We start from the raw sequence: 20902 nt of genomic DNA, 5'->3' as shown, positions 1-20902 counted from the left end.
CTGTGGATAAGGTGTTTGTGCTCTTCTGTATCCCAATGAACACAAGGGTTACAGGGGGTTGAACAAAAAATATACAGGTGTCGTGCTGGAGGTGAACGCTGGATAGGTGCTCACGAAGTCTAGTATTTATAGCCGTCGGATCGACTTATCCATAAACGTTTAAGAAGCGCTGTGGATAAGTCGATGGGTCGTTACGTTGACGAGCCCTTTTCAGAGGCTATGACAGCAGATACACGACATTACGAGAATCACTGCCATTCTTTCGGAAAGTCGCGAAAACGCCAGGCGCCTTCCTGCTCTGTCCAAAGCGCCCATAGCGTCGGCGCGTTGCCCGGCCGCCAGTCTATTTGTGAGTGGTGAGGATTAAGGCAGATATAGGTCGCATTACCATGGGTTACTTTATCCCCCTTCAAGTAGTCGGTATCTGTTTTCCATTCACGCAACGCTGCGCTGGTGGTGAACGCCTGTACAACATTACTCGGGCCAGATAGTTTGTCCTCTGTATCGTATGCGCCGACGATAAAGTGATACGTGGTGTCTGGGGTCAAGCCTTCAATGGTGCACGCGAGTACCTCTGGCCCGACAGGCACCCGGTCCGCGCCAATCCGATACACAAAGTAAGATTTGATGCCTGGACCACTGTCAGACTTGTCCCAGGCCAACGAAACACTGGTCTCCGTTACGCCGGTCTGACGCAAGTTGCCGGGTGGCGTAGGTCGATCAGGTGATGCCTCGGTTTTTGTCGTTACCAGGATTTCTTCAGAAAGCTCGGAACTGTTCCCTTGGCTGTCAATGGCTTTGATCTGATAGCCGTAAAGGTTGCCTTGCGAAAGACCATCGTCGGTAAAGGGAGGGGTTGCGTCGCTACCCAACGAGAGGTCATTTCTGAAGAGCTCATACTTGAATGGGCCGCCGGGGCCCGTCGAAAGACTCCAGTCGAGCGTCACCGATGACGTGGTTTGTTCGGTTGATCGCAAACCAACAGGCACTGAAGGTTTACCAGGTACAGGTGTTTCGCCAGTCGTCGAGACCTTTAATAGATTACTGACCTCTGACCACTGAAGGTTGGAATCTTGTGCCACGACGTAGTACTCATACTCGGTATCGGCAGTGACGTTGTTATCGGTGTAGTGGGTGGTTTCACGATTGACCGCTTCAATAGGCCAGCCATCCCGGCCAATTTGATACCTTTCGAGTCCGATGTGGCTGATAGACGCCGTCCATGTCAGCGACACACTTTTATCGGTGACGCCTGACAGGCTCAAGACCGGTGTTGTCGGTTTCGCGCCACCGCCACTTCCTGCCTGTGTACTCACGCTGATCGCTGTGGAGAATGCCGAGGTGTTGCCCATGACATCAATGGCACGTACCTCGTAACTGTAAGTGGTGTCGGGCTGAAGGCCGGTATCGTTATACGACGGGCTGTCCGCAAATAAGGAGACGCTGTTGTTGCGACGTAGCTCATAGCGCAGCACCGGGTTCTGGCCTACCGACAGCGACCAGACGAGCTTCACCGAATTTGGGGTTTGCTCGGTTGATCTGAGGTCAGTGGGCACTGAAGGCTTGTCAGGTACGGGCGTTTCGCCGCTGGTGAGATAGCCGTAGCGTTTGGCAAATTCCCAGTCGTAGGCGGCGCCATCCTTGGGCTTGCCATCGTCCCAGTTGACCGACCAGGTCATCAGCCCGCGAATCGGGTTGCCGTCGGACTGCAGTTTGTCCAGGGCGTATTTCACGTCGTCCGGGTTGATCACATAACCTGTCGCGGCGGCGTCATTATTGGTGGGCAAGCCGATCGCAAGCTTGTTCGCCGGGATTTTGGTAAAGCCACGCGTGCCGTGGATCAGGCTGTCGGTCAGGTAATAGAGAAATTCCTTCTTGTGGGCATCATTGTTTTGCGTCACCCACAGGCTGAGCTCGTCGACCCATATGCCGTCGCCACCCTGGTTGTAGTACTGAGGGGCGATAAAGTCATAGAGGTCCTCAAGCGCCTCGATATAAGCGAGGTAAGCGCCACCACTTCTGAAGGACGAGAGGAAGGCGACGGCCTCTTTCAGGAACGGAAAGTCGGTGGTGATTTCTTTCAGCAGCGGTGTGTTGCGGGTAGCCGACCGAAGATAAGGAAACTCCGGAGCCATGCTGATAATGAAATGCTTGCCTTCGGTCTCGTAATGTTCGCGCACCAACCTCAGTGCGGCGGGTAATACGGTCCGGTTATCGGCAAAGGTAATGGCCGCTTGTTCAAGGTCGATATCCAGGCCGTCAAAGCCATAGGTTTCGCACAGGTCAATGATTTCGTACGCCAGTGCTTCTTCCTGACCGGCATGCAGCTCGATGTGCGCGTCAGCCCCGCCCAGCGAAATCAGCACAGCCCGACCCTGTGAATTCAGCTCCGCTACCTGAGCACGGAACGCCTCATCAGTCAGATTGTAAGGCTTGAAAGTGGGGATGCCTGCGCCTTTCATGAACGCCACTGCAATGACGTTATAGGCTTTGTCGATGTCGGTCAGCGCCATTTCCTTGAACATACCTTGCTGGTAACCCTGACCTGATTCAGACGGCCAGTTATGCCAGAAGCCCATGAGGATGTTTTTCCCTGATATATCCGTCATGGTCGATGCGGCGTCGACCTTCTTGTTTTTATATTGATTAATGATTTTTGGGTTGAGCATGGTCCGTGTCTCCGTCCGTTGGATTGACTGCAACGGGAGTTGATCACGAGAGGAGTTTTCAGGTAACTGTCAGAAATGACGGTATCGGCGCGAGGGCTTTTGTGTCGGTGTGACCAAGGCAGACTCACTTCATGATTGAAGTGAGTCTGCCTTGTAGGATCGCGTTGGCGGGGGCAATCTCTACTCGTGATTCACCGCCACACCCTTCAAATACGGTGCAGGCTCTGCCCCAAGGTTTTCCAGCATGCGCGAGCTGTACCAGTCGACGAAGTTGACCACGCCGAACTCATAGGTTTTCGAATAAGGCCCGGGTTGATAGGCGGTAGAGTTAATGCCGCGCTGGTTTTCTTCCGCAAGACGGCGGTCCTGATCATTGGTGGCATCCCAGACCTGGCGCATGCGTTCCACGTCGTAGTCGACGCCCTCGACCGCATCCTTGTGGACAATCCACTTGGTGGTGACCATGGTTTCCTGCGCACTTATCGGCCACACCGTGAATACGATGATGTGATCGCCCATGCAGTGGTTCCAGGAGTGCGGCAAATGCAGAATACGCATCGAGCCCAGGTCAGGATTCTGGATGCGGCCCATCAGTTTTTTGCAGCCGACCTTGCCGTCCAGAGTCATTGACACCGTGCCTTTGAGCAGCGGCATGCGCACGATACGGTTACGCAGGCCGAAACTGGCGTGGGCGTAGGGGATTTTCTCGGCGTCCCAGGCGGCGGCGGAAGCAGCTACGTGGTCCTTGAAGGCCTGATCAGCGCGCGGGTCTGTGACATCGTCCCATTCCAGCAGGGTTTTGAGCAGCTCTGGGTGCGAGCCACCGCAGTGATAGCACTCGCGGTTGTTCTCCAGTACCAGCTTCCAGTTGGCCTTTTCCATCAAGGTGGTTTGCACCGCCACCTTGGTGTTCTCCATATCATAGGGTTCCATGTAGTGCCGCAGCGTCGACAGGAACTCGTCGATGGCGGGCGGGTTCTCCGCCAGGCTGATAAAAATGTAACCGCCTGCGGTCTTGACGTGCACCGGCTTGAGGCCGAACTGCTTCATGTCGAAGTCGTCGCCCATTTCAGTACCCGCATACAGCAGGCGCCCGTCCAGCTCATAGGTCCACTGGTGGTAGTGGCAAACCAGTTTGGCGACTTTGCCTTTCTCGGCAGTACACAGGCGCGAGCCGCGATGGCGGCATACGTTGTGGAACGCGTTGACGGCACCGTCCGGACCGCGCACCACCAGGATCGGGTTCTTGCCGATCTGCAGCGTCAGGTAATTGCCCTTGGTCGGGATTTCGCACGTCATCCCGGCAATCAGCCACTCCTTGTGAAAGATTTCCTGCATGTCGATTTCAAACAGTCGCTCATCACTGTAGAAAGGCTGCGGCAGCGAGTACGTGCGCTCGCGATTCTGCAGCATCTCGGCAGTGGCCTTGCGTGCAGGTTCCAGCGGATCGCCCAGGCTCAAGGTTGCGGTGACGTCCATCGATTAAATCCCTCATGACCGCGGCATGGGCGGCCTGCGAATGTGGCTGATACGGGTGTGATCGCGTTGCACGCATGACGATAGATCAGTCGATCATGCTCATGACCCTTGGTGGCGAGTGTGGAGCCGGGCGCTGAGTGAACCTTATCCATGGGCGACATGGCCGCATCCGTTCCCGACGCGACAGCCCTTGTTGTTCGGGGCTGGTCGCGGTAAGTACGTGAATGTCGTTGATAGGTAAATGGCCGCCTCGCGCGTTACGCAGAATCCGCAGCATGAGAGGCCGACAGTCGGCCGTGGAGATCGAGTATGTCGCAAAGTTTCCTGAGCCCGGTCACGACCCAGACATGGGCCAACGGTCGCCACCTGGTACGTGTCGTCAAAGTCATCCAGGAAACCTGGGATGTACGCACTTTCTGCTTCATGGCCGACCAGCCGATCATGTTCTTCTTCAAGCCAGGGCAGTTCGTGACTTTGGAGCTGGAGATAGACGGTCTGCCGATCATGCGCTCTTACACCATCTCCAGCTCACCGTCGGTGCCCTACAGTTTTTCGATCACCGTCAAACGTGTGCCGGGCGGCAAGGTCTCCAATTACCTGCATGACACCCTCGATGAAGGCCAGGAACTGGCCGTGCACGGGCCGGTCGGACTGTTCAATGCCATCGACTTTCCGAACCCGAAGATTCTCTACCTCAGCGGCGGCGTAGGCATCACGCCGGTGATGTCCATGGCGCGCTGGTTCTATGACACCAACGCCAATGTCGACATGGTGTTCGTGCACAGCGCCCGCTCGCCCAAGGACATCATCTATCACCGCGAGCTGGAACACATGGCATCGCGGATCGACAACTTCAGCCTGCATCTGGTCTGCGAAAAGCATGGATTGGGTGAACCGTGGGCCGGTTATCGCGGCTACCTGAACCAGAAAATGCTCGAGCTGATGGCCCCGGACTTCATGGACCGTGAGGTGTTCTGCTGCGGGCCGACGCCGTACATGGCGGCGGTCAAGCGACTGCTGCTGGAAAACGGCTTCAACATGGCTCAATACCATGAAGAGTCGTTCGGCGCGACGCCGCCCGAAGCGCGGGCCGATGCAGTCGAGCAGGCCGAAATCGCAGCCGACGCGCCGGATGTCGACGCCGCCGACCTGCATCAGGTGGAATTCACCGACACCGGCAAGAGCATTCGCGTGGCACCGGGCGAAACCGTTCACGCCGCCGCCGCCAAACTCGGCCTGATGATCCCCAAAGCCTGCGGTATGGGCATTTGCGGCACCTGCAAGGTCATGAAACTGAGCGGCGAAGTAGAAATGGAGCACAACGGCGGTATCACCGACGAGGATGTTGCAGAGGGCTACATTCTGTCCTGCTGCAGCGTACCGAAGGGGGATGTGCGGATTGAGTATTGAGCACGCCTGAAACTGTGTAACGCGGAGCGTCCGGAACGGCATACCCACGCGGAGCATGGGCACGATAGTGATCTCTCTGACGACTATCGTTCCTCACGCTCCAGCGTGGGAATGCCGTGGGTGACGCTCTGCGTCACAAATCTACGCCGCGCTGCAGGTTCAAGACCGGACGCGGAGCGTCCAGAACGGCATGCGACGCGGAGCGTCGCACGATAGTTGGTGTCATCCTTCCGCACGCTCCAGCGTGGGTACGATAGGCGTTCTTTAGGGCACCTATCGGTTACGTTCCACTATGACTCTGCTTATAAGCCGCCAGCGCTGGCAGCAGTTGCTGGTCGATGGCTTGGCGGACGGCAGGGAGGAGGGTGGCACTGCCGGTCAGGAGTTGCTCTACCAGACGTCGCAGGGCTGTAGCGCGTTCGGCGTTCAGGCCGCAAACGGCTTGCGCGCAGGCTTGTTCAGCGGTTGCGCCGCCGGGTGCTTCGAAGCCCAAGGCTCTGAGTTGGCCGAGCAGGTCTTCCTGGTCAATCAAATCTGCGTGCATCATGGCTTCTGTTCCTTTGATCGGGCTTTTTTCCGATTCTGGTAGGGCAGACTGCCAAGGGCAAGTCCTGTGCGTCGCGCATGGCAGGATTGACTACAGGTACGTCGTTTTCAGTTCAGGTCGCGCTCATTCGGTTTGCAGGTTTTCTATTGTGCTGTCGACCATGACCTTTGCCATGTCCACCAGGTGCATGATGGTGAGCGTCATGTCTCGCTGCGCGCCGGTCATGCTGTCGCTGAATTCACAGGCGCTTGTAGCAGCACAGCGCAGCAGGTCGCTGGCATACATCAGTGCATCTTCGTGACTGACTTTGGGGCGGGCGTTGAAGAGGGGTGGGTCGGGGACGATTTTTAGCATGTGATGTATCTCCTGAGGTTTTAGAAGACCATCACCGTCGGCTACTAAGCGAGGGTGGTGATCATGCGCAGGTAGTAGCCCGGTCCAGGAACCCCGGTGCATCCGAAGATGCCCCACGCACGACCACCATAAAAAATGCAGGCCGTGAAAGGGCACCTGCACAAGGTGGCGCAATGCGCCTGGATAACGAGGGCTACTAATCCTCATCGCTGAATATGCAGCGACGGGCGCAGAGTAGTGATCGAAATCGGCAGGCACAAGGGGGCGGGAGTTTCTCGGAAATTTCCTTCAAACGAAAGGGACGAGTCCCGCAAATTCGTTACAAATTCTTGTTCATTGCTCAGGTTTGCTAAACTGCGCAGCTTGCCAGGAGCTGCCATGAATTACCGTCACGCCTACCATGCCGGCAACCACGCCGACGTGTTCAAACACCTGACTCTGACTCGCTTGATCGCCCTGATGGCGCGCAAGGAGCAGCCGTTCGCCTATCTCGACACCCACGCGGGGTTGGGGTTATACGACCTCAAGGGCGATCAGGCCACCCGCACCGGAGAGTGGCTGGAGGGCATCGGCCGTCTTTGGGATACACCGGACTTGCCCGCGCTGGCCTCCGATTATCTGCAAGTGCTGCACGACATGAATCCCGACGGCGAGCTGCGCTACTACCCCGGCTCGCCGGAGCTGGCCCGCCGCCTGACCCGCGAGCGCGAGCGTGTGCTGCTCAACGAGAAGCACCCCGAAGACGGGCGTCTGCTCAAGGAAAACATGAAGGGCGACCGCCGCGTGGCGGTGCATCTGGGGGAAGGCTGGCATGTGCCACGCGCCTTGCTGCCGGTGGCTGAAAAGCGTGCCGTGATGCTCATCGACCCGCCGTTCGAGCAGCTCGATGAAATGAAACGCTGCGCTGTAGCGCTCAAGGAAACCATCGGGCGCATGCGTCAGACGGTGGCTGCTATCTGGTACCCGATCAAGGACCCGCGCCTGCTGCGGCGTTTTTATCAGGACCTGGCCGAGACTGGCGCACCCAAATTGCTGCGCGTCGAGCTGTTCGTCCACCCGCTGGACACCCCGGCCAGCCTCAACGGCTCAGGCCTGGCCATCGCCAACCCGCCGTGGGGCCTGGAAGAGGAGCTGCGTGAGCTGATGCCTTATCTGGCTGACAAGCTGGGCCAGACCCAGGGCGGGTGGAAGATGGACTGGTTGATTGCCGAGTAGGCGTGTTCATAGCCAGGCCGAGTTGCGCTGCCTAGCGGACGCAGAGCGTCCAGAGCTGCATTCCCACGCGGAGCTCAGCGTTATACATAAGCCCGCTTTTGATTCTGACCGTAGGTCGTAGGAGCGAACTTGTTCGCGAAAGGGCCAGTATATTCGGCGAAAATGCGTCACCTGAACTACTATCTTCGCGAACAAGTTCGCTCCTACGCCCTGCGGGCAGAAGCCTGAAAAACGCTGTTTTCGGGCCGCTAGGCGCGAATCAAGCCGGCAGGCAAACTCCGGTGCCGCCCAGGCCGCAGTAGCCCTGCGGGTTTTTGGCCAGGTATTGCTGGTGGTAGGCCTCGGCAAAGTAGACCGTCGGGGCTTCTTCGATTTCAGTGGTAATTGCGCCTAACCCGGCCTTGTTCAATTCCGCCTGGAACGTTTCGGCACTGGCCTTGGCGGCGTCGAGCTGTTCGGGAATGGTGCAATAGATCACCGAGCGGTACTGAGTGCCGATGTCGTTGCCCTGACGCATGCCCTGGGTCGGGTTGTGCGCTTCCCAGAACACCTTGAGCAGCGACTCATAGCTGATTTTCTCGGGCTCGTAGACGACCAGCACCACTTCAGTGTGGCCAGTCAGACCGGAGCAGACTTCTTCGTAGGTCGGGTTCGGGGTAAATCCGCCTGCATAACCCACGACGGTGCTCACCACACCTTCCTGTTGCCACAGGCGGCGTTCTGCGCCCCAGAAGCAACCCAGGCCGAAGATGGCGAATTCCACATTGCTCGAAAACGGTCCCAGCAGCGGGTTGCCGTTGACGAAATGAGTTTCCGGAAGCGCCATAGGCGTTTCACGACCCGGCAGTGCTTGTTCGGCGGTGGGCAGTACGTTTTTGTTCACTAGAATTTCCGAGCGCAGAGTCATGAACCATATCCTCTCGTTTAGAGACAGGCAGCAGGGGCCAGGACGGATGAGCAGAGTTACATAGGTCCCGTTACACGCAGAAACAAGTGCTGCCGTGTAATAACAGCCTGACAGTGTGCCCGAGAGAGCAGGGTGCAGGGAAGGTTGTCAGGCGGACGGACGGCGCGGGTAGCGCTTCAGTTTTTCGATAAGCTCTTCGCCGGGGATAGGCTTGTCGAACAGATAGCCCTGGCCCACATCGCAACGATGACGACGCAGGAACGTCAGCTGTGCAGCGGTTTCAATGCCCTCGGCGACCACTTTGAGCTTGAGGTTGTGGGCCATCGCGATGACCGCAGAGGTGATTTCCATGTCGTCTTCATCATCCGGAATATCGCGGATGAAGCTGCGATCGATCTTGATCACATCAATGGGGAATTTCTTCAGGTAGCTAAATGATGAGTAACCCGTGCCGAAGTCATCCATGGCCAGCGACAGGCCAAGTTTCTTCAGCGAGTCCAGCTGCTGGCGCGTGTCTTCGGTGGCTTCCAGCAACAGGCCTTCGGTCAGTTCCAGTTCCAGCAGCGAAGGGTCCAGCTCTTCTTCTCTGAGAATAGCGGCAATCGATGACACCAGCTCCGGGTCGGAAAACTGTTTGGGTGAAACGTTGATAGCCACATGCAAATTGCCGAAACCAGCAGCGGTGAGGTCCTTGCTCATGCGGCAGGACTGGCGAGCGACCCACTTGCCGATGGGGATGATCAGGCCGGTTTCTTCCGCCACGCTGATGAACTGATCGGGGCGGATCATGCCTTTTTCAGGATGATTCCAGCGCAGCAGCGCTTCCATGCCTAGCAGACGACCGGTCAGCAGGCAAAGCTTGGGCTGGTAGAACACCTCCAGCTCGTTCTGGGTCAGGGCGCGGCGCAGGTTGTTTTCCACGAACAGTTTGTAGCTCGCCTCGGCATTCAAGGCTTCGGTAAACACCTGAACCTGGTGCTTGCCGTTGGCTTTGGCCTTGTGCAGGGCCAGGCCGGCGTTTTTCATTAAGGTCTGCGGGTCACGGCCGTGCAGCGGCGCGCAGGCAAGGCCCACCGAGCCGGTAACGCTGATCAACTGATTGTCGACGAACATCGGCTTGTCCAGCGTGGCCAGAACCTGACTGGCGGTGGCCTGTCCGGCTTCCTGATCCGTGTTGTCGAGCAGAACGGCGAATTCGTTACTGGCAAAGCGCGCCAGCACGTCGGACGGGCTCAGGGTGTTACGCAGGCGGCGCGCCAGACTGATCAGCAGTTTGTCGCCGGTCTGGTGGCCGAGGCTGTCGTTGATGCGCTTGAAGTTGTCGATGTCGACCAGCAACAGGCTCATCGGCGTGTCGGTGTCACGGGCAAAACGTTCGTCCAGGTTGCGAATGAAGGCCGGACGGTTGCCCAGATTGGTCAGGTTGTCAGTGTAGGCCAGGCGCTCGATACGCTGCTGGGCCAGCTTGCTCTGGGTGATGTCTTCATAGATGCCGATGTAGTGCGTCAGCTCGCGATTATCGCCATACACCTTGGAAATCGACAGCTGGCCCCAGTAGGGTTCGAGGTTCTTGCGTCGACTTTTGAACTCGCCCTGCCAGCTGTTGCTGTTGGTCAGGCTGGAGTTGGCTTCCAGCAGCAACTGGTTGAGGTTTTCCAGCGCGGGCAGTTCCGAGAGCTTGTGCCCGGAGACCTCATCGGAACTGTATTGCGTGATCGCCGTGAAGCTTGGGTTGACGTATTCGACCACGCCGTTGCAGTTGACCAGCAGAAAGGCGTTGGCGCTCTGTTCGACCGCACGCTGGAACAGGTGCAGCGCATTGGTCGCGGCCCGACGGTTGTGGTTGTTGATGACCTGGGCGAACTGGTCGGCCAGCTCGCCAGCAAAGGCTATCTCGTCGGACTGCCACTCGCGTATCGAGCCGGATTGTTCCAGGCAGAGCACGCCAATGACCTGGCCATCGATACGAATACTCGCATCGAGGACCGCCTTGTCTTCTCCAGGCGTCAGGCTTTCGGCCATTTCGCGGGTGCGCGGGTCGGTCTGGATATTGCTGGCGTCAATCGCCCTGCTGGTATTAAGCGCTTGCAGATAGGTGGGGTAGGCGCTGATATCAATCGGCGTACGCGACTGATAGTCGCCGCTTTCCCGACGATAGTCGGTGATCGGCTCCAGACGCTTGTCGGTGAGGTTCCAGATACTGACATGATCGACGTCGTAAATGTCACAGGCGCTTTTGGTGATCAGCTTTGCCGCTTCCAGCAGGGTATTGGCTGTGGTGTAACGATGCCGGGTCAGACGCAGGATCAGGTCCTGCTGGGCACGCACGCGTTCCAGATGCGCAAACTGGTCACGCTGGGCGCGCTGGTTGAGTTCAAGGGCAATTTGCAGGCGTAGGTTACGGGTTTCGAGATCGGAGTCAGTGGCGCTCTCGCTTTCTGTGACAAGGCCATCGACGATCAGAAAATAACCACGCAGCAGATGACGATTGTGCTGCTTGTAGGCTTCGCCGATTTCCAGCAAGCCGAGCGTACCCTTGGGGCTGTGCAGGGTGTAGCGAATCAGGTAATTCGGAGAAGAAGCCAGTTGCTGCTGGATGTCGTCATGCAGTTGATAACGTGCTTGCGGCTCCATGAGGCTGGCATAAGGGGATCCAATCAAGGCGCAAAGGTCGACGGCGGGCAGGCCGAACTGCTTTTCGCAATTCGGATCGAGAAACAATAGCGCCCAATTGGCTTCATTCAGCCGCTCGAAACGCAGCATGCCCAGGCGCGAAGGCACTGGCAATTGCGTCACTACCTCGGCTGCGGATCTACCGGCAGCATCGGTTTGGCTTTTCATGAACAAACTCGCTTCCGAAATACTAGTCGCGACGGGCGTAAACCCCTCTTTCGCGTATGGCAAGGTTGCATGATGCGGCTCGTGCTTACAAGAGACTACAGTGGCTTAGTGCTATAAAAGTGTCGGCCGGTTGCCCAGGTTCTTCAATGTATCTGGTCGGATACTTGAAACTGCTCGCTTTTCGGGCAAACTCCCTGTTTTAAAGGGGGATTTCGCCATGCAGGTTTGCTCTTGTCCAGAAGGGTTGTCAATCAGGTTGTCGCGGCCTTGGCCCCTTTCGCTGGCAACTGCAGGAAAATCCCGGCGGCAAACATGGCCAGAACCCCGACGCTCAGGAACGTCAGCTGGAAAGCCTCCAGCACGCTGCTCAGCTCGCCGGTGGCAACTTCCTCGCTGAAACCGCCCAACAACGCCGCAGCGCTTGCGACCCCAAGGCTCAGCGAGAGTTGGGCCACCACCGAGAGCAGGCTGTTGCCGCTTGCCGCGCTGGCATCGTCCAGATCGATCAGGGTGACGGTATTCATCGCTGTGAACTGCAAGGAGTTGACCGCACCGAGCAGGCCCAGATGCACCAGCAAAACCCAGTATGGCGTCTGCACATCCACCAGTGCCAGGCTTGCCAGCAGGATGCCTAGCAGCAATGTGTTACCGGTCAGAATGAGGCGATAGCCCATATGCTCGATCAGCCAACGCGCTACCGTCTTGGCGAACATTCCTGCAGCCGCCAGCGGCAACATGCTCATGCCAGCCTCAGAGGGCGAATACCCCAGCGCCACTTGCAGCAGCAACGGGATCAGGAACGGCAAGGCTCCGCTGCCCAGACGGGCGAACAGATTGCCCAGAATGCCAACGGCAAACGTCCGGGTGCGAAACAGCGAAGGGGCAAACAATGGCGATTCAATGTGCCCGGCGCGCAGCCAGTAGGCTGCCAGGCAGCCCATCCCGGCAAACAGCAGAAGCACCACGCGCATGTGTGGCAGGTTCAGCTCGCCCAGCCCCTCAAGAGCAATGGTGATCAGCACCATTGCTGCGCCAAACAGGATGAACCCGATGCCGTCAAAACGCGTTCGGCCGCCTCCGGGAAGGTCGGGGATGAAGTGTTTGACGGCGTAGCAGCCGAGAATCCCGACCGGAATATTGAGCAGGAAAATCCAGTGCCAACTCAGGTACTCGACCATCCAGCCGCCAAGCGTCGGCCCCAGCAACGGTCCCAAAAGGCCGGGCACGGTGATAAACCCCATGATCCGTACCAGCTCCGACCGCGGATACGCACGCAAGACGATCAGGCGTCCGATGGGCAACATCAGCGCGCCCCCCAACCCCTGAATCACCCTCGCCGCCACCAGCACGTTGAGCGACCAGGACAGCGCGCACAGCAACGAGCCGACGCTGAACAGCAAAATGGCGCTGAAGAAGATGCGCTTGATCCCGAACCGGTCGGCAATCCAGCCTGAGGCCGGGATCAGCAGTGCGATGGTCAGCATGTAGGCGATAACCACCGACTGCATGCGCAGGGGGTCTTGAGCCAGAGAGCTGGCCATGGACGGCAGGGCGGTATTGAGGATCGTACCGTCCAGGCTTTGCATGAAGAACGCAATGGCGATGACCCAGGGCATCCAGCGCAGGGTCTTTTCATCCATGATCGGCGCTGCTGAGTTCGACATAAGCTCCTGCTACAAGGTTAGGGTGAGTCGGCTTATCAAAGCTCCGGGCAGTTGAATCGACCCTGTCTGGCGCTGAGTGTAGGTGCTCGATTGAAGAATCAGTTCACGCTCGCGAGTCAGGTCCTCCAGTGCGCTACCCAACAGGCTGTAGGCGCTGTCATCGAAACGCATGGTGCTGACCGGTGCGACGATCTTGCCGTCTTCGACCCAGAACGTTGCGAAACGTGTCATCCCGGTCAGACGTGCGGCAGCGCGATCCGAAAAGTTCAGGTACCACAGGTTGCTGATGTAAAGGCCTGTGCCGAGCTTTTCAAGGATCTGGTCCAGCTCCAGCGCGCCGCCGGCAATGCTCAGTGCGCTGGGCGATTCCCCGTAATCTGCGCCGTTGGCAGGCAGGTCGTACTCAGCGGCGCTGCTCGAGTCCACCAGTCGCTCGCGGGCCTGCCCGTTGACGATCAGCTTCAGGTCCTTGCGCGGGTAGCCTTCGCGTGAGAAAGCTGGTGAGAGCGAGCCACTGACTTGCTCGTCGAAGCTGACCAGCGGGCTGAAATGAGTCTCGCCGTCATACAGCCTTTGCAACGGGCTGCGCTTGCTGGCCACCGCTTGCGCGGAAAAGCCGCCCCAACTGAGCATACCAATGACTTCGTCCAGCGCCGCAGGAGCCAGATAGGCGCGGTAATGACCGGGCTTGAGGGTGTGCAGTGGGCGGCCGAGAAATTCGAGCTGCTCACGGGCCTGCTGAAAGCGTTGCACGAACGCTTCGTTGTTCCAGTCGTGACCTGCGTAGTTGGCTTTCACCGCCTGGCCGTTTTCATGAAACAGGCTCCAGTCGAAATTGAAGCTGTTGGCCTGATGCCAGCCCAGCGCGCCCCACGAACTGGCGAAACCCCGGTACAGCGGGCCAGCCGCGTAAAAGCCCACCAGATCGAGGTCGCCTGACAGTTCGCTGATCTGCTCGACCACCTGCGCGCTTTCCGGCAGCGGCAGGTCTTGCACGTTGCTGCTTTGCCAGGCCTGTGTGTCGGGCAACAGATACGGATCTTTTGCCAGCGAAGGCAGGGTTTCGCGCAATTGCTGCAAGGCGTTGGAAAGGCGCCGGGTGTCGGTCTCCTGATCCCCGGACAAGGTTACTTCCAGATTGGCATGACGCCCGTCGTCGATCAGTTTGAAGGTCGCAATGACCTGCTGCACACTCCCGGCCTGCCGAACCTGGCCGTGGTTGAAACGAATGAAATCGGACGCTTCGGCGTCGTAGGCCAGGGTGAAGTGTTCCGTCGGGCTGATGGCAGCCTTGAGCACGGCGACCAGCGCCTCGAACTGCTGTTGGTGCGACATCAGGCATCCCCTCCAAACACATCGACATTGGCAAAAACACACGCCGGAGAGGCATGGCCTACACGGATCACCTGATTGGGTTCACCCTTGCCGCAGTTGGGTGTGCCCAGCACTTTGAAGGTACTGGCATCACCGACTGCGCTGAGGTTTTTCCAGAACTGTGCAGAAATCGCCCGATAGTTTGGGTTCTTCACCACGCCCTTGAGTTCACCGTTTTCAATTAATTGGCCCCATTCGCAGCCGAACTGGAACTTGTTGCGCGCGTCGTCGATGGACCAGGAGCGATTGCTCGACATCAGAATGCCGTGCTCAATGTTACCGATCAGGCCGTCCAGCGACTGGTCGCCCGGTTCGATGTTCAGGTTGGCCATGCGATCGATGGGCGCACGGTTCCAGCCGCAGGCGCGGCTGTTAGCGACCCCGTCCAGGCCGCTGCGGTATTGCGACAGTGCACCGCCGAGCGGGCGTTGCAACAGGCCGTCACGAATCAGGAACTGTTTGCTGGCGGCCGTGCCATCGTCGTCGTGCGCATAGCTGGCCAGTTGTTCAGGAATGTCCGGGTCAAACGTCACGTTCAACAGGCTGGAGCCATATTGCAGGGTGCCGAAATCGGTCGTCTTGACGAAGCTGGTGCCTGCGTAATTACGCTCGTCGCCTAGAATCCGGTCCAGTTCCAGCGGATGGCCGATGGACTCGTGGATCTGCAGAACCATCTGATCCGGCATCAGCAGCAGGTCGCGTGGGCCTGACGGTGTGTTGGGTGCGAGGATAAGCTGCAAGGCCTCATCGGCGACCTTGGCCGCAGAGCCGATAAGGCCGCAACTGCTCAGTACTTCGATGCCGCCCTGCTGGCCGAAGTTATGGCCACCCAGCGTGCGGGTCTGGCTGTCACGACCGTCGTAGGCTGTCACGCTCATGCCGGGGAAAACGAAGCGTTGTGCCTGACGAAGCTCTGCGCCCGCGCTGTTCAGGTAGATCTGCTCGACGCTTTCCAGCTCCAGTATGGCCTGCCAGTTGACCAGCCGTTCGTCTTTCGGGACGGCGCTGGACTCGGCCATCAGCAGGCCGATGCAGTCGCCTAGCGGTGGGAAGGCTTGATCCATGTGTGGCGACAAATAGTCAGCTTTGGCAGTCGAGACGGCTTGCTCGCTCAGGTTCAGCAACGCGTGTGGTGCCAGGCGACGGGCCAGCGCTTCGGCCTGCTGCAAGGCGGCCTGCAAACCCTGGCGGGAAATGTCGTTGGTGGCAGCGTAGGCTTCAACGCCGTTCAGGCGCACGGTCAGCATTGCGCCCTCGTCGCTGCTCAGCGACGGTGGCTCGGCCACATTCTTGCGCACGCACAGGCGTTGGCCGGTGCGGTGCACGTAACGTACGGAAAAGAATTGCGCTTCACTCTGCAGAGCAGCGAAATGCTGCTTGAGCCGGGCGGAGAAATCGAACATGCAGACAAGCTCCTTCTTGAGGGTGGTCAGTGAGGTCCGGGCGGCCTTTTGAGCCGATTGCTTTTGGGAGGGAGATTACCCCCACGATTGCCAGGCTGCACCTGCAAGCTTTGAGCCAGACGCTTCAGCCCTGCATCACCAGTTTGATATCGGCTGCCAGTTCACGCACGCGCTCTTCTTCGGTGTCCCACGAGCACATGAAGCGTGCGCCGCCGTTGCCGATGAAGGTATAGAAACGCCAGCCCCTGGCGGTCAATGCTGCGATGGCCGGTTCCGATAATTGCAGGAACACGCCATTGGCCTGTACCGGAAACATCAGCTCCACGCCTGGAATATCCTTGACCAGTTCGGCCAGGAGTTGTGCGCAATGGTTGGCGTGGCGGGCGTGTTTGAGCCAGGCGTCGTTTTCCAGCAGCCCGACCCACGGCGCAGACAGAAAGCGCATTTTCGACGCCAGTTGCCCGGCCTGTTTGCAGCGGTAATCGAAGTCTTCAGCCAGGTCATGATTGAAAAAAAGGATGGCTTCACCCACCGCCATGCCGTTTTTCGTACCGCCGAAGCACAGCACATCGACGCCGGATTTCCAGGTCAGTTCTGCCGGTGAGGCCTCCAGAAAGGCGCAGGCATTGGAGAAGCGGGCACCGTCCATGTGCAGATGCAGGCCCAGCTCCTTGCAGGTCGCACTGATTGCCTTGAGTTCTTCGGGCTGATAAACGCCGCCTACCTCGGTGGCCTGGGTCAGCGTCACGACGCGCGGCTTGGGGTAGTGAATGTCCTGACGCTTGAGCGCCACTTCGCGAATCGACTCCGGGGTCAGCTTGCCGCCTGCGCTGCGTGCTGTCAGCAGTTTGGAGCCGTTGGAGAAAAACTCCGGCGCGCCGCATTCATCGGTTTCAACGTGAGCCGTTTCCGAACAGATGACACTGTGGTAACTCTGGCACAGCGATGACAGCGCCAGCGAGTTGGCCGCTGTGCCGTTGAAGGCAAAAAATACTTCGCAGTCGGTTTCGAACAGACGGCGGAAATCATCTGATGCGCGTGCAGTCCATTGATCGTCACCATAGGCACGTTGATGCCCCTTGTTCGCCTGCTCCATGGCTGCCCAGGCTTCAGGGCAGATACCGGAATAGTTGTCGCTGGCGAACTGTTGGCTTTGGTCTGTCATGGCCGATTCCTTATGGGCGATTATGGTGCGCACTGTAGCGACAATATAAGGTTCGGTCATGTGTTGACTGCATGACGCAATTCCCCATTCAGGAGCGATATGGATCTGTCCAACCCGCCTTTTCTGCCCGGACGCAACAAGGCGCTGGACCTGCTCAAGTGGCTGGCGATGCTGAGCATGGTGCTCGATCATCTTCGCTATGTAGGCTGGTCAGTTGATTTTCTTTACGTGCCGGGGCGTTTCGCCTTTCCCTGGTTCTGTCTGGCAATTGCCGTAAACCTTTCACGGCGCAGCGCAGCCATTCTGGCCCCGCGGGTGCAATGGCGCTATCTGGGCTGGCTGCTGGCATTCGCAGCGCTATCAGAAATACCGTATCGGCTATTCATGGCAGACGTGACCGTGCTGAACGTGATGCCGACCCTGTTGCTGGGGCTGCTGATTGCTCAAAGCTGGCAGCACCGCAACGTGACGACGCGGATCATGGCCATCGTGGCCCTGCTGCTGGGCGCGGTCTTTCAGCAACAATTGATGTTTGGTTTTGCCGGTGTGTTGCTGCCGCTGGTTTTTCTGTTGGTGCTGCAAAAGCGCCTTTGGTATTCGGTGTTTCCGGCAGTTTTCTGTCTCGCAGCCAATGCCTGGCCGCAGATGATTGCCGGCGCGAGCTGGGGCGATCCGATTTCCATTGGCTCGATAGCCGCCTGCCTGGTGGCACCTGCGCTGGGCATAGCGCTACTGCGCACCAAACCGAAGTTCGCAGTGATCCCGATGCGGCGCTGGGCCTATGCGATCTACCCGCTGCACTTTCTGGTATTGCTGGGTTTACGGGCAGTGTTGGAGCGTGTCTGAACGTTACGACGCAGGAGCGCAGCTATCATGCGCCGCTGCGCGTCGCATGCCGTTCCGGACGCTCTGCGTCCTCTTGCGAGGCAGAGCGTCCTGTACTGCATTCCAATGCTGGAGGTATCAGCTATTAGGCAGCAACCGGCAAGTAATGCTTTTGATGTAGCGCGTCTCGGCAATTGCCGGGTGTACCGGGTGATCCGGGCCTTGGCCGCCGCGTTCCAGTAGCTGGATGTTGCGGTCCAGATGGCGGGCGCTGGTCAGAAGGATGTTTTGCAGGTCGTCTTCCGGCAGGTGCATGGAGCAGGAAGCGCTGACCAGAATGCCGTCCTTGCTGAGCAGGCGCATGGCTTGCTCGTTCAGGCGGCGGTAAGCGCCTTCGCCGTTTTTCATATCTTTCTTGCGTTTGATGAACGCAGGCGGATCGGCAACGATCACGTCGAAACGCTCTTCACCGGCCTTCAGCTCTTTCAGCGCTTCAAAGACATCACCTTCGATGCAGGTCATTTTTTCTGCGAAGCCATTTAGTGCTGCGTTGCGCTCCACGCCATCAAGGGCGAAGGACGATGCGTCGACGCAGGTCACGTCACTGGCACCGAAGGCTGCTGCCTGGATTCCCCAGCCACCGATGTAGCTGTACAGGTCCAGCACACGCTTGCCTTTGACGTAGGGGGCAATGCGTGCGCGGTTCATGCGATGGTCGTAGAACCAGCCGGTCTTCTGCCCGGCCATCACTGGTGCTTCGAACTTCACGCCGTTTTCTTCCAGCGCAACCCATTCAGGAACCAGACCGAACACGGTTTCGACGTAACGATTCAGGCCTTCTGCATCGCGAGCGGCTGAGTCGTTCTTGAACAGGATGCCGCTTGGCTTGATGACCTGAACCAGCGCCGCAATGATGTCTTCCTTGTGGTTTTCCATGGTGGCCGAGGCCAGCTGGACAACCAGAATGTCACCGAACCGATCCACCACCAGACCCGGCATCAGGTCTGAATCGCCGTAGACCAGGCGGTAGAAAGGCTTGTCGAACAGGCGCTCGCGCAGCGACAGCGCCACGTTCAGGCGATGGACCAGCAGAGACTTATCGAGCGGCAGCTTGATATCGCGCGACAGCAAACGTGCGCAGATCAGGTTGTTGGGGCTCATGGCGACGATGCCCAGCGGCTTGCCGCCAGCAGCTTCGAGGATTGCCTGATCACCGGCTGCAAAACCATGCAGCGGGGTGGCGGCTACGTCGATTTCGTTGCTGTAGACCCACAAGTGACCGGCGCGCAGGCGGCGGTCGGCGTTGGCTTTGAGGCGCAAGCTAGGCAGGGACATGACGTCGCTCCTGAAAAAAGAGCGGGATTATAGCGCGTCATCCCGGTAGTGCGCCGGGATGACTACAATAATCGCAATCTGTTACGCCGACAGCGCTTCGATCAATTTGCTGTTGAAGGCCGGGATGTCATCAGGCTGGCGGCTGCTGATCAACGTGCCGTCGGTGACAACCTCCTGATCAATCCATTTAGCCCCAGCGTTGACCAGGTCATCTTTCAGCGTCTTGAAGCTGGTCAGGGTCTTACCCTTCACCAGGCCTGCCGATATCAACAGCCAGCCGCCGTGGCAGATAACCGCCACTGGTTTGCCGGAACCCTCAATGTCCTTGACGAGCTTCTGCGCGTCAGTGTCTATGCGGATGGTGTCGGAGTTCTGTACGCCGCCTGGCAGAACCACGCCGTGGTAGTCGCTGGCGTTGGCCGCCTTGAACGTGCGGTCGATCTTGAAATCATCGGCAGGCTTGTCGTGATTCCAGCCTTTGACCTGGCCTTCTTCGGTGGAAAGGATTTCCACGGTGGCACCTGCTTGCTCCAGCGCTTCTTTCGGACCGGTCAGTTCGACCTGTTCGAAACCGTCGGTTACAAGAATTGCGATGCGTTTGCCAGTCAGTGCTTTAGACATGGGATCCTCCAGTGTCGGGCTTTCAGGGTGGCGTCTGGCGGCCGTTTTGAGGCCGCTATATACGCCGTCAACACAAGGTCCGAAGCCTGGCACTTGGCAAAGTTCCGAGAATATCTTCGTCTCGGGTGATGGACCGTTTCCCCGCAAGGGGTCAGAATCCAGTCATTATGGTGAGTAAATTCCTATGTCCGAAGAGCTAAGCCCAGAACAGATCCAGCAAGCGTTGCAGGGCATCAGTGTGCCTCCGCAACCGCAGATCATGGTGGATCTGCAGATGGAGCAGTACATGCCGGATCCGGACCTGGGTGTGATTGCGCGGCTGATTGCTCAAGATCCGGGGTTGTCCGGGGCGCTGCTGAAGATCGTCAACTCTGCGCACTATGGCCTGTCCAACAAGATTGCCTCGATTGACAAGGCTGTGAATCTGCTGGGCAGTCGTACCGTGATCAATCTGATCAACGCGCAGTCGATCAGGGGCGAGATGACCGATGAGACCATCGTCGCGCTCAACCGCTTCTGGGATACCGCGCAGGATGTCGCAATGACCAGTCTGACGCTGGCCAAGCGCATCGGCTCGCAGACTGTGGATGAATCCTACGCATTGGGCCTGTTCCATGACTGCGGTATTCCGCTGATGCTCAAGCGTTTCCCGAATTACATGCCGGTCCTTGAAGAAGCCTACGCCAACGCAGGGCCTGATTGTCGCATCGTCGATACTGAAAACGCCGCGTTCGATACCAATCACTCGGTGGTCGGCTATTACACGGCCAAGTCATGGCGCTTGCCTGCGCACGTGACTGACGCGATCGCCAATCATCACAACGCATTGGCGATTTTTCAGGACGATACCAGTCGCAATGCCCCGCTCAAGAACCTCCTGGCACCCCTGAAAATGGCCGAGCACATCTGCCAGTCCTACCAGGTGCTGGGCAATCAGGACGAAGATCACGAATGGGAATGCATTGGTGCGCTGGTGCTGGACTACGTGGGCTTGTCCGAATATGACTTTGAATACCTGAGGGAAAGCATCCGCGAGCTGGGCGCACGTTGAGCCTGTGCGCTGGCTTGTAATCCCTGTAAAACCGAGTTATCC

16 protein-coding genes are annotated in these 20902 nt (G+C 58.3%); 4 read left to right on the top strand and 12 right to left on the bottom strand.

Features of this window, described 5'->3' with window-relative positions; genetic code table 11:
- Positions 1-248: 248 nt before the first annotated feature.
- Positions 249-2669 (bottom strand): fibronectin type III domain-containing protein, encoded by a 2421-nt coding sequence (locus RGM3321_RS02100; RefSeq protein WP_244391342.1) that lies wholly within the window; start codon positions 2667-2669, stop codon positions 249-251.
- A 180-nt stretch (positions 2670-2849) separates the two neighbouring features.
- Positions 2850-4148 carry a glycine-betaine demethylase subunit GbcA gene (gene gbcA / locus RGM3321_RS02095; protein WP_244391340.1) on the bottom strand — a complete coding sequence of 433 codons (1299 nt, stop codon included), beginning with the start codon at positions 4146-4148 and terminating at the stop codon, positions 2850-2852.
- Positions 4149-4457: 309 nt separating this feature from the next.
- Between gbcA and gbcB the strand changes: the two genes are divergently transcribed.
- A complete protein-coding gene (gene gbcB, locus RGM3321_RS02090; RefSeq protein ID WP_244391338.1) occupies positions 4458-5558 on the top strand; it encodes a glycine-betaine demethylase subunit GbcB in 1101 nt (366 codons plus the stop codon).
- Positions 5559-5838: 280 nt separating this feature from the next.
- On the opposite strand, the gene RGM3321_RS02085 is transcribed toward gbcB, so the two are convergent.
- Positions 5839-6105 (bottom strand): hypothetical protein, encoded by a 267-nt coding sequence (locus tag RGM3321_RS02085; RefSeq protein WP_002555654.1) that lies wholly within the window; start codon positions 6103-6105, stop codon positions 5839-5841.
- A 123-nt stretch (positions 6106-6228) separates the two neighbouring features.
- The gene (locus RGM3321_RS02080; RefSeq protein ID WP_244391336.1) at positions 6229-6459 is read right to left on the bottom strand and encodes a DUF3077 domain-containing protein; all 231 of its coding nucleotides are present in this window, start codon (positions 6457-6459) and stop codon (positions 6229-6231) included.
- Between the two features lie 378 nt (positions 6460-6837).
- Here RGM3321_RS02080 and rlmJ point away from each other — a divergent pair, with 378 nt between their 5' ends.
- Positions 6838-7674 carry a 23S rRNA (adenine(2030)-N(6))-methyltransferase RlmJ gene (gene rlmJ / locus RGM3321_RS02075; RefSeq protein ID WP_244391335.1) on the top strand — a complete coding sequence of 279 codons (837 nt, stop codon included), beginning with the start codon at positions 6838-6840 and terminating at the stop codon, positions 7672-7674.
- Positions 7675-7933: 259 nt separating this feature from the next.
- Here rlmJ and msrA read toward each other — a convergent pair whose 3' ends face one another.
- From msrA to RGM3321_RS02045, 6 genes are all read right to left on the bottom strand, one after another.
- Positions 7934-8581 (bottom strand): peptide-methionine (S)-S-oxide reductase MsrA, encoded by a 648-nt coding sequence (msrA, locus tag RGM3321_RS02070; protein WP_244391333.1) that lies wholly within the window; start codon positions 8579-8581, stop codon positions 7934-7936.
- A gap of 147 nt (positions 8582-8728) precedes the next feature.
- Positions 8729-11422 (bottom strand): GGDEF and EAL domain-containing protein, encoded by a 2694-nt coding sequence (locus RGM3321_RS02065; protein WP_244391332.1) that lies wholly within the window; start codon positions 11420-11422, stop codon positions 8729-8731.
- 251 nt (positions 11423-11673) lie between these two features.
- Positions 11674-13086, bottom strand: coding sequence for a multidrug transporter subunit MdtD (gene mdtD / locus RGM3321_RS02060; protein ID WP_244391330.1), 1413 nt, complete (start codon positions 13084-13086; stop codon positions 11674-11676).
- A gap of 9 nt (positions 13087-13095) precedes the next feature.
- Positions 13096-14421 carry a metallopeptidase TldD-related protein gene (locus RGM3321_RS02055; protein ID WP_244391328.1) on the bottom strand — a complete coding sequence of 442 codons (1326 nt, stop codon included), beginning with the start codon at positions 14419-14421 and terminating at the stop codon, positions 13096-13098.
- Positions 14421-15863, bottom strand: coding sequence for a TldD/PmbA family protein (locus RGM3321_RS02050; RefSeq protein WP_244391326.1), 1443 nt, complete (start codon positions 15861-15863; stop codon positions 14421-14423). Before RGM3321_RS02050 ends, RGM3321_RS02055 begins: the two co-directional genes overlap by 1 nt.
- A 124-nt stretch (positions 15864-15987) precedes the next feature.
- On the bottom strand, positions 15988-17028 hold the full coding sequence (locus RGM3321_RS02045; protein WP_058408322.1) for a low specificity L-threonine aldolase: 1041 nt from the start codon (positions 17026-17028) through the stop codon (positions 15988-15990).
- Between the two features lie 99 nt (positions 17029-17127).
- On the opposite strand from RGM3321_RS02045, the gene RGM3321_RS02040 reads away from it, so the two are divergent.
- Positions 17128-17874, top strand: coding sequence for a TraX family protein (locus RGM3321_RS02040; protein ID WP_244391324.1), 747 nt, complete (start codon positions 17128-17130; stop codon positions 17872-17874).
- A gap of 117 nt (positions 17875-17991) precedes the next feature.
- On the opposite strand, the gene RGM3321_RS02035 is transcribed toward RGM3321_RS02040, so the two are convergent.
- Positions 17992-19188 carry a class I SAM-dependent rRNA methyltransferase gene (locus RGM3321_RS02035; protein ID WP_005744093.1) on the bottom strand — a complete coding sequence of 399 codons (1197 nt, stop codon included), beginning with the start codon at positions 19186-19188 and terminating at the stop codon, positions 17992-17994.
- Between the two features lie 81 nt (positions 19189-19269).
- On the bottom strand, positions 19270-19809 hold the full coding sequence (locus RGM3321_RS02030) for a type 1 glutamine amidotransferase domain-containing protein (protein ID WP_244391323.1): 540 nt from the start codon (positions 19807-19809) through the stop codon (positions 19270-19272).
- Between the two features lie 238 nt (positions 19810-20047).
- Between RGM3321_RS02030 and RGM3321_RS02025 the strand changes: the two genes are divergently transcribed.
- Positions 20048-20860, top strand: a complete 813-nt coding sequence (locus RGM3321_RS02025; protein WP_172680529.1) for an HDOD domain-containing protein — start codon at positions 20048-20050, stop codon at positions 20858-20860.
- The last annotated feature ends 42 nt before the right edge of the window (positions 20861-20902 follow it).

This window comes from Pseudomonas sp. RGM 3321, from assembly GCF_022836805.1.
In the GTDB taxonomy this organism is placed as follows: Bacteria; Pseudomonadota; Gammaproteobacteria; order Pseudomonadales; family Pseudomonadaceae; genus Aquipseudomonas.
This window is presented reverse-complemented; position numbering and strand designations above follow the sequence as displayed.